The 12,273-nt window shown below is 62.8% G+C and carries 14 protein-coding genes and 1 pseudogene; 5 read left to right on the top strand and 10 right to left on the bottom strand.

Features of this window, described 5'->3' with window-relative positions; translation table 11 throughout:
- The 3 genes and pseudogenes from C5P05_RS30545 to petA all read right to left on the bottom strand — a co-directional run.
- A pseudogene (locus tag C5P05_RS30545) lies at nucleotides 1-281 on the bottom strand (cytochrome c oxidase accessory protein CcoG); the annotation flags it as partial.
- A gap of 78 nt (nucleotides 282-359) precedes the next feature.
- On the bottom strand, nucleotides 360-998 hold the full coding sequence (locus C5P05_RS30540) for a hypothetical protein (RefSeq protein ID WP_114973629.1): 639 nt from the start codon (nucleotides 996-998) through the stop codon (nucleotides 360-362).
- A 21-nt stretch (nucleotides 999-1,019) separates the two neighbouring features.
- The gene (petA, locus tag C5P05_RS30535; RefSeq protein ID WP_114973628.1) at nucleotides 1,020-1,649 is read right to left on the bottom strand and encodes a ubiquinol-cytochrome c reductase iron-sulfur subunit; all 630 of its coding nucleotides are present in this window, start codon (nucleotides 1,647-1,649) and stop codon (nucleotides 1,020-1,022) included.
- A 250-nt stretch (nucleotides 1,650-1,899) separates the two neighbouring features.
- On the opposite strand from petA, the gene C5P05_RS30530 reads away from it, so the two are divergent.
- The 5 genes from C5P05_RS30530 (at nucleotide 1,900) to C5P05_RS30515 (ending at nucleotide 7,299) form a co-directional block, all read left to right on the top strand.
- Entirely contained in the window at nucleotides 1,900-3,228 is a 1,329-nt protein-coding gene (locus tag C5P05_RS30530) for a sigma-54 interaction domain-containing protein (RefSeq protein WP_114973648.1), read from the top strand.
- A 131-nt stretch (nucleotides 3,229-3,359) separates the two neighbouring features.
- Entirely contained in the window at nucleotides 3,360-3,536 is a 177-nt protein-coding gene (locus C5P05_RS33930) for a hypothetical protein (RefSeq protein WP_157979491.1), read from the top strand.
- 176 nt (nucleotides 3,537-3,712) lie between these two features.
- Nucleotides 3,713-4,174, top strand: coding sequence for a rhodanese-like domain-containing protein (locus tag C5P05_RS30525; protein ID WP_114973627.1), 462 nt, complete (start codon nucleotides 3,713-3,715; stop codon nucleotides 4,172-4,174).
- Nucleotides 4,175-4,326: 152 nt separating this feature from the next.
- Nucleotides 4,327-6,501, top strand: coding sequence for a catalase/peroxidase HPI (gene katG / locus C5P05_RS30520; protein WP_114973626.1), 2,175 nt, complete (start codon nucleotides 4,327-4,329; stop codon nucleotides 6,499-6,501).
- Nucleotides 6,502-6,513: 12 nt separating this feature from the next.
- Nucleotides 6,514-7,299, top strand: coding sequence for a DUF4395 domain-containing protein (locus C5P05_RS30515; protein ID WP_114973625.1), 786 nt, complete (start codon nucleotides 6,514-6,516; stop codon nucleotides 7,297-7,299).
- Between the two features lie 98 nt (nucleotides 7,300-7,397).
- Here C5P05_RS30515 and C5P05_RS30510 read toward each other — a convergent pair whose 3' ends face one another.
- From C5P05_RS30510 to cydP, 7 genes are all read right to left on the bottom strand, one after another.
- Nucleotides 7,398-8,279 carry an alpha/beta hydrolase gene (locus tag C5P05_RS30510; protein ID WP_114973647.1) on the bottom strand — a complete coding sequence of 294 codons (882 nt, stop codon included), beginning with the start codon at nucleotides 8,277-8,279 and terminating at the stop codon, nucleotides 7,398-7,400.
- 75 nt (nucleotides 8,280-8,354) lie between these two features.
- Nucleotides 8,355-8,756, bottom strand: a complete 402-nt coding sequence (locus tag C5P05_RS30505; RefSeq protein ID WP_114973624.1) for a group II truncated hemoglobin — start codon at nucleotides 8,754-8,756, stop codon at nucleotides 8,355-8,357.
- A gap of 145 nt (nucleotides 8,757-8,901) precedes the next feature.
- Nucleotides 8,902-9,219 carry a cyd operon YbgE family protein gene (locus C5P05_RS30495; RefSeq protein ID WP_232834728.1) on the bottom strand — a complete coding sequence of 106 codons (318 nt, stop codon included), beginning with the start codon at nucleotides 9,217-9,219 and terminating at the stop codon, nucleotides 8,902-8,904.
- Nucleotides 9,213-9,335, bottom strand: coding sequence for a cytochrome bd-I oxidase subunit CydX (gene cydX, locus C5P05_RS30490; RefSeq protein WP_114973623.1), 123 nt, complete (start codon nucleotides 9,333-9,335; stop codon nucleotides 9,213-9,215). Before cydX ends, C5P05_RS30495 begins: the two co-directional genes overlap by 7 nt.
- Before the next feature lie 21 nt (nucleotides 9,336-9,356).
- Nucleotides 9,357-10,493 carry a cytochrome d ubiquinol oxidase subunit II gene (cydB, locus tag C5P05_RS30485; protein ID WP_114973622.1) on the bottom strand — a complete coding sequence of 379 codons (1,137 nt, stop codon included), beginning with the start codon at nucleotides 10,491-10,493 and terminating at the stop codon, nucleotides 9,357-9,359.
- A 22-nt stretch (nucleotides 10,494-10,515) separates the two neighbouring features.
- Nucleotides 10,516-12,072, bottom strand: coding sequence for a cytochrome ubiquinol oxidase subunit I (locus tag C5P05_RS30480; protein WP_114973621.1), 1,557 nt, complete (start codon nucleotides 12,070-12,072; stop codon nucleotides 10,516-10,518).
- Entirely contained in the window at nucleotides 12,069-12,251 is a 183-nt protein-coding gene (gene cydP, locus C5P05_RS30475) for a cytochrome oxidase putative small subunit CydP (RefSeq protein WP_114973620.1), read from the bottom strand. The genes C5P05_RS30480 and cydP overlap by 4 nt, the downstream gene beginning before the upstream one ends.
- Nucleotides 12,252-12,273 lie beyond the last annotated feature (22 nt).

The following is a 12,273-nucleotide window of genomic DNA, read 5'->3' as shown; positions in this document are numbered from 1 at the left end:
TAGATGAAGTCCTGCGGGTACAGCACCAGGCCGAAGATGTAGAAGCGGCGCACGCCCAGGTCAAACAGCACCGCCTGGCGCTGGCCCCACTCCAGCCAGGGCAGGCCGTAGAACACCAGCTGGGTCAACACCACCATGGCCCAGCGCCAATTCGAGAACAGGCCCGAGACGCTGCGCGGGTAGATCTTCTGGTGCGCCGCGTACAGGGAGATCAGCTCCGCCTGCGCCGCTTTGGGCGGCTCCGGCGGAGCAGGCGGCACGTAGCCCTGTTGCGCGACGATGGGGATGACTTTGCGTGTCCCGGTTGCTTGCTTGTTCACTTGTGTTCCTTAACTTGCTCGGTATTCATGGAGATGTCTTCAAAGCATGTGGGCCAGTACGGGCGGCCTCGGCAGCGCCGCCACCTGCGCTAAAAACTCGTCGCGCGACAGGCCGGCGAAAAATGGATGCCAGCGGCGCTGCTCCAGCACCGTGCTGACGGCGCGGGCGCGCCGCTCGTGGCCGGCGAATAGCAGGGTCTCGTCAGGCAGTTTGAACACGCGCTGTGTCACGCTGTCCCACAAGGCCTCCGGCGCGGCCGGTCGGGACTGGTGCGGGCAGGCATTCACCCCCAGCAGGCCGCCGCAGAACAGGCGGTCGCGCCAGGCAAAACTCAGACAACCCGCGGTATGACCCGGCGTCGCCAGCACACGCACCAATTCGTCCCCGAAGGCCAGCACGTCACCTTCGGCGGCAGCGCCCAGTCGCTGCGTGCTATCGCCCTGGATCACGGGCACGCCCAGGCGCGCCAGCAGTGCCGGTTCCGCCGGCATGAGCTGGTCGTGCTGGTGGGTGCGCAGCACCCAGCGCAGATGCAGCTCACGTTCGGCCAGCAGCGCCTGCAGCAGCGGCAGGTCGCGTCCGCGCGGGTCCACCAGCACCGCCTCGCGGGTATCGGTGTCCGCCAGCAGATAGGTCAGCTCGCCACTGTTCTCGTCATGCAGAATCCGGAAATACATGATCTTCCCCGGGCTTGATGTTCAGGCGGCGCCGGTGTCGTCTTCACCGATCAGCAGCCGGCTGTCGCTCAGGTATTTGTGACGCGGCACCTCCAGATTGGTTGGCGCGGGTTTGTTTTTATAGACACGGCCCGCCAGGTCAAACGTGGACCCGTGGCAGGGGCAAAAGAAGCCGCCCTTCCAGTCGGCCCCGACGCTGGGATTGTTGGAGCCGGCCGATACGGCGCTGGGCGAACAGCCGAGATGGGTGCAGATGCCGACGGCCACCAGGATCTCCGGCTTGATGGAGCGGTGGAGGTTGCGTGCGTAGTCGGGTTGCTGGTTGACTTGTGACGCCGGATCGACCAATTGGCTGTCCAGTGTCGGCAAGGTGGCCAGCATCTCGGGCGTGCGGCGCATCAGCCACACCGGTTTGCCGCGCCACTCCACCATCTTCAGTTCGCCGGGCGCAATGTCGGCCGTGTCCGCCTCCACCGACGCACCCATGGCGCGGGCTCGTTCGCTGGGTGCAAAGCTGCTGACAAACGGGACCGCCGTCGCCGCCGCCGCCACGCCAGCGCTGGCGGCCGTGATCAGCACCCATCTGCGACGCTCTGCATCGTGTTCATGGGTCGGGTCGGCAAGAGCCGCAAAAGCAGGGCAAGGGGTCATGGCAATTTCCAAAGGTCACGCTAGCAGGGCTCGCGTGGCAGTTAATAGGACTTGTATCTTTCTTAATTCAAGAACCGTGCCACGACGGCCCCCATGCGAATAGCGTTTAAAACCAAGGGTTTACGCGCTTTGGTCGTTTTGGTTGCCGGCAGTTCCAGGTAGATACTGTCATTTTTGGCAGTTACTGACGGTTCTGGCATAAACTGGCGTCAGCCCACAAGGAGCCTCCGTGAAACCACTGCCCGAACTGATGTCCTACCTGGAAGGCCTGCCCGAGCCGCACATCCTGTTTGACACGCAGTACCGCATCCTGGCCGCCAATGCCGCCTACCGGCGCCAGTTCAGCCCCGAGCGCAGCGTGGTCGGGCGCACCTGCTATGAGGTGTCGCACCACTTCAACGTGCCCTGCGACCAGGCCGGTGAATCGTGTCCGCTGGCCAAGTCGCGCGAATCAGGCCAGCGCGAGCGCGTGCTGCACCTGCACCACACACCCAAGGGCGAGGAATACGTCAATATTGAACTGGCGCCGCTGCTGGATGCCAGTGGTGCGCAGGCCTTTTTTATCGAGAAGATGGAGCCACTGCGCGTGGCGCAGGGGCAGGCTGCGGCGCAGGGCCTGATCGGGCGGGCGCCGGCCTTCCAGCACATGCTGGCGCTGGTGGCGCGGGTAGCACCTTCGCAGGCCACCGTATTGCTGCTGGGTGAATCCGGCACCGGCAAGGAACTGGTGGCGCGCGCCGTGCACGAGGCCAGCCCGCGCGCCCACCGCGCGCTGGTGGCGGTGGACTGCTCCAGCCTGCCGGAAAACCTGTTCGAGTCGGAGCTGTTTGGCCATGAACGCGGCGCCTTCACCGGCGCCAACACGGCCAGGGGCGGGCTGGTGGAGGCGGCCAGCGGCGGCACGCTGTTTCTGGACGAGGTGGGCGATATTCCGCTGCCCATGCAGGTCAAGCTGCTGCGCCTGCTGGAAACCGGCACCTACCGCCGCGTCGGCAGCACCGAGCAACGCCATGCCGATATCCGGGTCGTCTCGGCCACGCACCGTGATCTGGACCGCATGGTGGCGGCGGGGACTTTTCGGGAAGATCTGTATTACCGCCTGAGCACGTTTCCGATTCACCTGCCGTCCCTGCGCGAACGGCGCGACGACATCGGGCTGCTGGCTACCGCCCTGCTGGCGCGCGTGGCGCCGCAACGCAAGCTGCAAGTCAGCACGTCGGCCTTGCATTTGCTGCAGGCGCAGGACTATCCCGGCAACGTGCGCGAGCTGCGCAACCTGCTGGAGCGCGCGGCGCTGCTGTGCGATGGCGACACGCTGGAGGCCGGCCATGTGCAGCAGGCGCTGCTGTCGGGGCGGCGCTCGCCAGCCACGCCGCGTGCCGATCAGCAAGTTGCCGCGCGTGCAACCGTCGCCAGCGACATGGAGAACGTCAACTTGGTGCCCGGCGTGCTCAAGACGATGGAGCGGGCTGCGTTGCAGCAGCTGGTGGCAGGCCACCAGGGCAGCCGGGCCGAACTGGCCGACAAGCTGGGCATCAGTGAACGGTCGCTGTACCGCAAGCTCAAGGCCCTGGAATAGGGCGCTGCCCCATGTGGCCTCGCACCACGGCACCCCAAGCGACAGGCAATTCCAGGAAACCAACACCACCGCAGCATTTGGTTGCGTCGCACTCACCAACGAGGCAAGAAATTTTCTGCGACGATGCGTGCATGATTTTTGCCCTGTTGTTCCTGGCCGCCGTGCTCTTGCTGTTCTTTGCCTTCCCCAGCTGGCCACTGGTCGTGGTGCTGCTGGCGCCGCTCATGGTGCTGCTGCCGGTGTGGCTGGCGTCGTTCGTGTGGCGCCGCAACAAAGCGGCAGGTCCGCGCCAGCGCCGGGAGCGCTAGTACGGACCTGCCGGGTCAGCGGCGTGAGCCGAAAAGGCAAAAGAGGCCGCAAGCGCGAGGGTGAGAGCAGATTTCTTGATCATGAAAGGTCCTGAAAGTTGATGTGAATGTCAAATTCCTTGCCGTCAATACATTCGTAGATGCTTATATGATCAGGGCTTGAAACTGGAAACCCTATGACAACAATTTCACCCTTTGCCGTATCGGCACCGACCTCTGCGTTCAAGCGCTCGCGCCGCAAGCTCGCACTTATTGTGTTATTGGGTTTGGGCCTCGGCCTGGCGGCCTGTAGCCAAGCCGGTGTTGACGGCGATTCGGTCACGCTGGAGGCAGCACGGGCCGAACTCGATGCGGGGCGCGCTGTGCTGATCGATATCCGGGAACCGGCCGAGCATGCCACTGGCGTGGCGCAAGGCGCGCAGCTGTTGCCGATGCGCCAACTGGGCACCCGGCTGGCTGAAATACCAACCGCCCCAGACAAGCCCGTGCTTCTGATCTGCAACACGCAGAACCGCTCCAGTTCAACACTGGCGGCATTGCGGGAACGTGGATACAAGCACGTTCGCTACGTGCAAGGCGGCATGAGCGAATGGACGCGCCGCGGCTGGCCCCTGGTGAAACCGGGTGACCTGCGCTAACCTGGACAGGCCCCTTTTTCCTATCGGGTTGATTGATATAAATGACATCTGGAACCCCTCCCGGTATGTAAACTGATTATTCGATTGCGAAGGTGACACGATCGACTCACCTTGGCGGACTTTAATCAACGATGCCATGAACGGAGATAAATATGGATTCAAAGAACCTGAACACGGCGGGCATTTGCCCCGTCATGCACGGCGGCAATACGGCCACCGGCAACTCGAACATGGCCTGGTGGCCGAAAGCGCTAAACCTTGACATTCTTCACCAGCACGACACCAAGACCAACCCCATGGGTGAGGGCTTTAACTACCGCGAAGAAGTCAAAAAGCTGGACGTCACAGCGCTCAAAAAAGACCTGACCGCTTTCATGACCGACAGCAAAGAGTGGTGGCCGGCGGACTGGAGCCACTATGGCGGCCTGATGATTCGCATGGCCTGGCACTCGGCCGGCTCCTACCGCACAGCCGACGGCCGTGGTGGCGCCGGCACGGGTAACCAGCGCTTTGCGCCGCTGAACTCCTGGCCCGACAACGTGAACCTGGACAAGGCGCGCCGGCTGCTCTGGCCCATCAAGAAAAAATACGGCAACAAGCTCAGCTGGGCCGACCTGATCATCCTCGCCGGCAACGTCGCCTATGAATCGATGGGCCTGAAGACTTTTGGATTTGCCTTTGGCCGCGAGGACATCTGGCATCCAGAAGAGGACATTTACTGGGGCTCCGAGAAAGAGTGGCTGGCCCCCAGCGGCAGCGAGAACAGCCGCTACTCCGGCGAGCGCGACCTCGAAAACCCGCTGGCCGCCGTGATGATGGGCCTGATCTACGTCAACCCGGAAGGCGTGGACGGCAAGCCTGACCCGCTCAAGACCGCGCAAGACGTGCGTGTGACTTTCCTGCGCATGGCGATGAACGACGAAGAAACCGTGGCCCTGACCGCCGGTGGACACACGGTTGGCAAGGCCCACGGCAATGGCGATGCCAAGCTGTTGGGCTCCGTCCCAGAAGGCGCCGACGTGGACGAACAAGGCCTTGGTTGGATGAACAAGACCACCCGAAGCATTGGCCGCGACACGATGTCCAGCGGCATCGAAGGGGCTTGGACGACCCACCCGACCCAGTGGGACAACGGTTACTTCCAGCTGCTGCTCGGCTACGAATGGGAGCTCACCAAGAGCCCGGCGGGTGCCTGGCAGTACAAGCCGGTGAACATCCGGCCAGAAGACATGCCGGTGGATGTGGAAGACCCCTCGATCCGCTGCATGCCCATGATGACCGACGCCGACATGGCCATGAAGATGGACCCGGCCTACCGGGTCATTGCCGAGCGCTTCTACAAGGACCCCGACTACTTCTCGAAGGTCTTTGCGCGCGCCTGGTTCAAGCTGACGCACCGCGACATGGGCCCGAAGGCTCGCTACATCGGCCCCGAAGTGCCGCAGGAAGACCTGATCTGGCAGGACCCGGTGCCCGCAGGCCGCACCGACTATGACGTGGCGGCGGTGAAAGCAAAAATCGCAGCCAGCGGCCTGAGCGTGAGCGACATGGTCGCCACCGCCTGGGACAGCGCCCGCACCTACCGGGGCTCGGACATGCGTGGTGGCGCCAATGGCGCCCGCATCCGGCTGGCCCCGCAAAAGGACTGGGAAGGCAATGAGCCTGCGCGCCTGACCCGGGTGCTTGGCGTGCTGGAAGGCATTGCCACTGAGAGTGGCGCGAGCGTGGCCGATGTGATTGTTCTGGCCGGCAACCTGGGTGTGGAGCAGGCGGCCAAGGCGGCTGGTTTTGACGTGACCGTGGCGTTTGCTGCGGGCCGTGGTGATGCGAGTCAGGAGGCCACGGATATCGAGTCATTCGAGGCGCTGGAGCCGGTTCATGACGGCTACCGCAACTGGCTCAAGAAGGACTATGTCGTCAGTGCCGAAGAGTTGATGCTCGACCACACGCAGCTGTTGGGCCTGACGGCCCATGAGATGACGGCGCTGGTGGGCGGGCTGCGCGTGTTAGGCACCAACCACGGCGGCACCCGGCACGGTGTGCTGACCGACCGCGCCGGTGTTCTGACGAACGACTTCTTCGTCAACCTCACCGACATGGCCTATACGTGGAAACCCACCGGCAAAAACCTGTATGACGTCTGCGACCGCAAGACCGGCCAAGTCAAGTGGACGGCCACCCGGGTGGATCTGGTGTTCGGGTCCAACTCGATCCTGCGTGCCTATGCCGAGGTTTATGCGCAGGACGATAACCACGAGAAGTTCGTGAAGGACTTCTGTGCCGTCTGGACGAAGGTCATGAACGCGGACCGCTTCGACCTGGCTTAAAGTCTGGCTGCCATGACCCCGCCCCTGTTTCAGTTCGGCCAGCCCCACCCCGACTACCCCGTGCCCGTGCTCAATGAGCGGGCGGTGCGGGCCAGTGCCGGCATCTTGTTTTTGTTCGCCATGATCGCGTTCATGAACGCTTGGCTGGTGGGCAACTTTCAGCCGACGCGGGTGTTTGTGGTGGTTTTTTTGACCGACTTCGGCATTCGCCTGTTCATCAACCCGCTGTGGGCCCCTAGCCTGATCGTGGGGCAGTGGGTGGTCGGGCGGCAACAACCCGAGTGGGTGGGCGCACCGCAAAAGCGCTTTGCCTGGGCTATTGGCTTTGTGCTGGCGCTGGCCATGCTGTACCTCATGGTGCTCAACAACGTGGTGGGGCCCATCAACCTGCTGGTGTGCGGCCTGTGCCTGGCGCTGATGTTTTTTGAAGCCGCCTTTGGCATTTGCCTGGGCTGCAAGTTGCACAACGCGTTCAACCAAGACAAGGCCCAGCTGTGCCCCGGCGGCGTGTGCGCTGCGGCCAACGCGCCCCGCGCCAAGCTGAATCTGGCGCAAATGGCCGTGGTGCTGGCCTTTGCCGGCTTGACCGCCACCGTGGCGCAGGCGGTGTACCGCACCGGCGGGCCCGGTGCCCAACAAGCAGTTCCCACCCGCCAGCCCGCGGCGAGTGCGGCCGAGGCGACCATGCCTACCGCCCAGCCGGCGGATGCCGCCGAGGCCGCACGCTGCACGGTGCCGGCCTTTGCCAAGGCCATCGGTCATGAGGCAAAGTGGAGGCTGCACAACAACTGCCAGTAATCAGAGTTTGCTATTTATTAGATAGCTTCTAGCGCAATACTGGAAATGGCTAGAGGCCTATTTCATCAAATATGTGATGGCAATTGGCCTTAAGTTTTTTATAGTTCTGAATCAATGGAAACGGCTTGCCGCAAGAATCCGATCAGTGCCGGTAGATGCACCGCCAGCGCGGTGCTGGGGTCATGTCCGCCGTTGACGGCCAGGCACTGCACTTGGCCGGGCGATCCGGCAGTCTGCAGCCGCTGGGCATCGCCAAAGGGCACCACGGCGTCGTCGGTGCCATGCACCAGCAGCACCGGGCAACGCAGGCGGGCCATGCTGGTCAGTGGGGCTATGTCGTCAAAGCGCGCGCCAATCACCGCCTGCACATGGCGCATCACGTACCAGCCCAGCACGGGGTAAGGGATGCGCGCCTCTGCCAGAAGCGAGCGCATGATTTCGCGCGGGTGCGCGAAGGCGCTCAAGCTCACCACGGCCCGCACATCGGGCCGACGCGTGGCACACAGCAGGGCGGCGCCGGCGCCCACCGAGTGGCCCATGACCGCCAGGCGTTTCGTGTCAATGTGCGCTTGCTGGTGCAGCCAGTCCAGACCGGCTTCAATGTCTTCGGCAAAGCGGGGCAGCGAGGTAAATGTCGCGTCGTCACTCTGGCCGTGGCAGCGGGCGTCGACCAGCAGCACGGCAAAACCGGCGGCGTGCAGTGGCGCCAGGGCTGGCAACATCAGGCTGGCGTTGGCGCCCCAGCCGTGCATGACGATTACCGCCGGGCTTGGCGTCTGGCCGGGCACCGGCACAAACCAGGCAAACAATGTTTTGCCCCCTGCCGCGGGCAAGCGCACCGCCTGGGCGGCCAGCCCCACATCGGCCGGCGTGCGTTGGTGCGCCAGCCGTGGCGCCCGCAGCCCGCGCAAGATCAGCGCGTGGGCACCGCTGCGCAGCGCCAGCGCGCTGATCAATGCGATGGTGCCCGTGAACAGCATCAGGGCGTGAGGGCGAAGCCGCGCTGCCAACGGGCGTAAGCCGGTGGTTTCATGCGGTTCATCCCGGTAATGAAGTTAATGAGTCCCATCGGTATTGATCAAATGGTTGGCCATCTGCGCAAACGTTTCAATCAGGCGGTCGCGAAACCTGGGGTCTGCCACCTGTTCGGTCAGCGCCTGTGTCATGCACAGCATCCATTCGTCACGCACCACCGGGCCGACGGCATAGGGAGCGTGTCGCATGCGCAGGCGTGGATGCCCATTTTTTGCAACATACAAATCCGGGCCACCGAACCAGCCCGAGAGAAACTCAAACAGGCTGGTGGCGCTGCCATCCAGACTCTCAGGGTGGAGTTGCCGCACCGTGTAGGCCTCGGGCAGTTCGTCCATCAGTTCATAAAAGCGGTGCACCAGGCGCTGGATGCCAACCTCACCACCCAAGGCTTCGTAAGGGGTCACGGTTTCTGCGGTTTTCATCGGTACTTTCTCAGGTAAACGCCTTCAAACCAGCGCTTGGCCCAGTGGAACAAGCGGGTTGAAGGCAGGATGATGTTGCGCTGGGGCGTGCGCCAGATCAGCGTGCCATAGTCGATGCACGGTCAGTTGTTTGTGTGTGCTCATGTCAAACGCCCCAGCGCAGCCAGGCGGCCAGCGTCAAACCCGCCAGACAAGACCCGCCTGAAAACAGCAGCCGCCAGATACGGGCACGCGGCACAAAACCCACACCGCGCACAAAGCCGGCGCTCATGGCCCAAAACAGCGCCATCGCCAGGCCATGGTCGGCCGTGCCGTCGGCACGCGCGAACAACAAGGGATAGATGCTGCCCACCAGCATGATGGCCAGCGCGGTCATCAGACTGGGCAGGTGAATGCTGGCCGGGTGCGCTGGCGCAGTCTCGGCCTCGTGGGAATCCGCCAATGGCAGCATCGGTGTCACCATGGATCACCTCCCTTGCGTGCTTGTGCACGCGCTTGTTCGTTCTCGCCCCACATGGCGTTCAGAATAGCCAGCAAGACGGCAAAACCAACCCCAAGAATCCAGGCAAAGTACCACATGTGATGTTCTTTCTCAAACGTTTAGTAAGCCGCATGCTCGTTTTCCTGCACGTAGCCGGCGGTCACCTTGCCGCGCATCACGCGGTAGGCCCAGGACGTGTAGAGCATGATCAGCGGCATGAAAATCAGCGTCGCCCAAAACATGATGCCCAGGCTCAGGTGGCTTGAGACACTGTCCCACACCGTCAGGCTGGCGGCCGGCATGGAGCTCGACGGCATGATGAACGGAAACATGGAGGCGCCCGCCGTGCCAATCACCCCCACCACGGCCAGCGAGGAGGCCACAAAAGCGCTCAGCGTGTGACGCGCCAGCAGCAAACCGACCGCCAGCAGGGCACCTGCCACACCCAAGGCGGGCAGCAGCCAGATCAAGGGCTGGCGGCCATAGTTGGCCATCCAGGCACCGGCTTCGCGCACCACCGTCTTGCTCAGCGGATCGGGCAACGCAGCGGGATCGATAACCGAGGAAATGCGGTAGCCATCGATGTTTTGCAGCCACACGCCCGCCGCCACAAAAGCCAACACCATGACGAGCGCCGCCCAGATCGCGCCCTTGACCGCCCGCGCCTGGATCACCCCTTCGGTGCGGTGCGCCAGATAGACGCCGCCGTGCATCGTGATCATGGCGCTGCTCACCACCCCGGCCAACAAAGCGAATGGGTTGAGCAGCTGCCAGAAGCTGCCGGTGTAGGTGGAGACCAGGTAGTTGTCGAATTGAAACGGCACGCCCTGCAGCAGGTTGCCAAAAGCCACACCAAAAATCAGCGGTGGCACCGCGCCGCCAATGAACAGGCCCCAGTCCCAGGTGCTGCGCCAGGTGGCGTTGTGAATTTTGCTGCGGTAGTCAAAACCGACCGGGCGAAAGAACAGCGCCCACAGCACCACCAGCATGGCCCAGTAAAAGCCACTGAACGCAGTGGCATAGACCAGCGGCCAGGCCGCAAAAATGGCGCCACCGCCGGTGATGAACCAGACCTGGTTGCCGTCCCAGTGCGGCCCCACGGTGTTGATCACCACGCGGCGCTCCAGGTCGCTCTTGCCGACAAAGGGCAGCAGCGTGCCCACGCCCATGTCGTGGCCGTCCATGATGGCAAAGCCCACCAGCAGCACGCCCACGAGCAGCCACCAGATGATTTTGAGGGTTGGGTAGTCAAGCATGTGTTTTTCCTCTGGTGTTCAATCAGGCGTGGGCGGGTTCCCGGTCATAGCGGCCGGTGCCCAGGCTGCCAGGCCCCATGCGCGCAAACTTGACCATCAGATACATCTCCACCACCAGCAGCACGGTGTAGAAACCAATAAACCCGGCAAGCGACCCATACAGGCTGTTGACGCTCAGCGTGGACACACTCATGTGGGTCGGCAGCACGCCGTAAATCGTCCAGGGCTGGCGACCGTACTCGGCGACAAACCAGCCCAGCTCACACGCGATCCAGGGGGCGGGCAGCATCCACAGCGCCGACTTGAGCAGCCAGGGCTTCTTCATGCAGGCACTCTTGAGCGTGCTCCAGAAGGCCAAACCGAACAGCACCAGCATCGCAAAGCCCAGACCCACCATGATGCGAAAGGCCCAGAACAGCGGCGTCACGCGCGGCACGGTATCGTTCACCGCGCGCTCGATGATCTCGGGTGTGGCCTGGTTCACATCGGTCACATATTTCTTGAGCAGCAGGCCAAAACCGAGGTCCGCCTTGTGGCCCTCGAACATCTGTTTGGCCACCGAATCATCGCGCTGCGCACGAAGGGCTTCGAGTGCGTTCACCGCCACGATGCCGCGCAGGATGCGTTCCCGGTTCTTGGCCTTGATCTCGTGGATGCCGGGAATCTCCTTGCTGATGGAGCGCGTGCCGATCAGGCCCATCACCCAGGGGATTTCGATTTCCCAGTTGTTCTTTTGTTCGGCTTCGTTGATGCTCGCGACCAGCGTCAGCCCCGCCGGTGCGGGCTTGGTCTCCCACATGGCTTCCATGGCCGCCAGCTTGGTCTGCTGGGCTTCTCCCACGGTGTAGCCGGATTCGTCGCCCAGCACAATCACACTAAGCACCGACGCCAGTCCAAAGGCGGCAGCGACGCGAAAGCTGCGCTTGGCAAACTCCACGTCACGCTTTTTGAGCAGATACCAGCTGGAAATCGACAGCACAAACATGGCGCCCGTCACGTAGCCGGCCGACACCGTGTGCACGAACTTGGCCTGCGCGTCGGGGTTGAACACCACAGCCCAGAAGTCGACCATTTCCATGCGCATGGTCAGGTAGCTGAACTCGGAGCCGACCGGGTTTTGCATCCAGCCGTTGGCAATCAAAATCCACAAGGCGCTGAGGTTGGTGCCGATCGACATCAGGACTGTCACCAGCAAGTGCTGCGTGCGGCTCAAGCGGTCCCAGCCGAAGAAAAACAGCCCGATCATGGTTGATTCGAGGAAGAAGGCCATCAGCCCCTCGATCGCCAGCGGTGCGCCAAAAATGTCGCCAACGTAATGCGAGTAATAGGCCCAGTTGGTACCAAACTGAAACTCCAGCGTGATGCCGGTGGTCACGCCCAGGGCAAAGTTGATGCCGAACAGCTTGCCCCAGAAGCGCGTCATGTCTTTCCAGATGACATTGCCGGTCATCACATAAACGCTCTCCATGATCACCAGCAGCCACACCATGCCAATCGTGAGCGGCACAAACAGAAAGTGGTACATGGCCGTGGCGGCAAACTGCAGCCGTGACAGGTTGACCAGTTCTTCAGAAATCATGGGGGTAGTCCTTTGGCCGGAATGGGGGCGCTTGGCAAAAACTGCGCGGCCACGCTGTTTGTGTCCACCGTCACACCTTGTTCCCGCACAAAACCCCACCACAGCGCCACCAGCACGGCGAGCTTGAGCAGCAGCACCACAGCCAGTTTTCTAACGAGGGTTTTGTCCAGGGGTTTCATGACGGTCGTCAATACGCTTGTA

The sequence above is a fragment of the Rhodoferax ferrireducens genome, from assembly GCF_003347515.1.
GTDB lineage: Bacteria > Pseudomonadota > Gammaproteobacteria > Burkholderiales > Burkholderiaceae_C > Rhodoferax.
Note: the sequence above shows the minus strand (reverse complement) of the source record. Positions and strands in the feature narration are given on the sequence as shown.

Excerpts from the sequence above, each read along its gene's own strand:
- C5P05_RS30540 (WP_114973629.1), bottom strand. The coding sequence starts at position 998 with ATGTATTTCCGGATTCTGCATGACGAGAACAGTGGCGAGCTGACCTAT.
- petA (WP_114973628.1), bottom strand. The coding sequence starts at position 1,649 with ATGACCCCTTGCCCTGCTTTTGCGGCTCTTGCCGACCCGACCCATGAA.
- C5P05_RS30530 (WP_114973648.1), top strand. The coding sequence starts at position 1,900 with ATGTCCTACCTGGAAGGCCTGCCCGAGCCGCACATCCTGTTTGACACG.
- C5P05_RS33930 (WP_157979491.1), top strand. The coding sequence starts at position 3,360 with ATGATTTTTGCCCTGTTGTTCCTGGCCGCCGTGCTCTTGCTGTTCTTT.
- C5P05_RS30525 (WP_114973627.1), top strand. The coding sequence starts at position 3,713 with ATGACAACAATTTCACCCTTTGCCGTATCGGCACCGACCTCTGCGTTC.
- katG (WP_114973626.1), top strand. The coding sequence starts at position 4,327 with ATGGATTCAAAGAACCTGAACACGGCGGGCATTTGCCCCGTCATGCAC.
- C5P05_RS30515 (WP_114973625.1), top strand. The coding sequence starts at position 6,514 with ATGACCCCGCCCCTGTTTCAGTTCGGCCAGCCCCACCCCGACTACCCC.
- C5P05_RS30510 (WP_114973647.1), bottom strand. The coding sequence starts at position 8,279 with ATGCTGTTCACGGGCACCATCGCATTGATCAGCGCGCTGGCGCTGCGC.
- C5P05_RS30505 (WP_114973624.1), bottom strand. The coding sequence starts at position 8,756 with ATGAAAACCGCAGAAACCGTGACCCCTTACGAAGCCTTGGGTGGTGAG.
- C5P05_RS30495 (WP_232834728.1), bottom strand. The coding sequence starts at position 9,219 with ATGGTGACACCGATGCTGCCATTGGCGGATTCCCACGAGGCCGAGACT.
- cydX (WP_114973623.1), bottom strand. The coding sequence starts at position 9,335 with ATGTGGTACTTTGCCTGGATTCTTGGGGTTGGTTTTGCCGTCTTGCTG.
- cydB (WP_114973622.1), bottom strand. The coding sequence starts at position 10,493 with ATGCTTGACTACCCAACCCTCAAAATCATCTGGTGGCTGCTCGTGGGC.
- C5P05_RS30480 (WP_114973621.1), bottom strand. The coding sequence starts at position 12,072 with ATGATTTCTGAAGAACTGGTCAACCTGTCACGGCTGCAGTTTGCCGCC.
- cydP (WP_114973620.1), bottom strand. The coding sequence starts at position 12,251 with ATGAAACCCCTGGACAAAACCCTCGTTAGAAAACTGGCTGTGGTGCTG.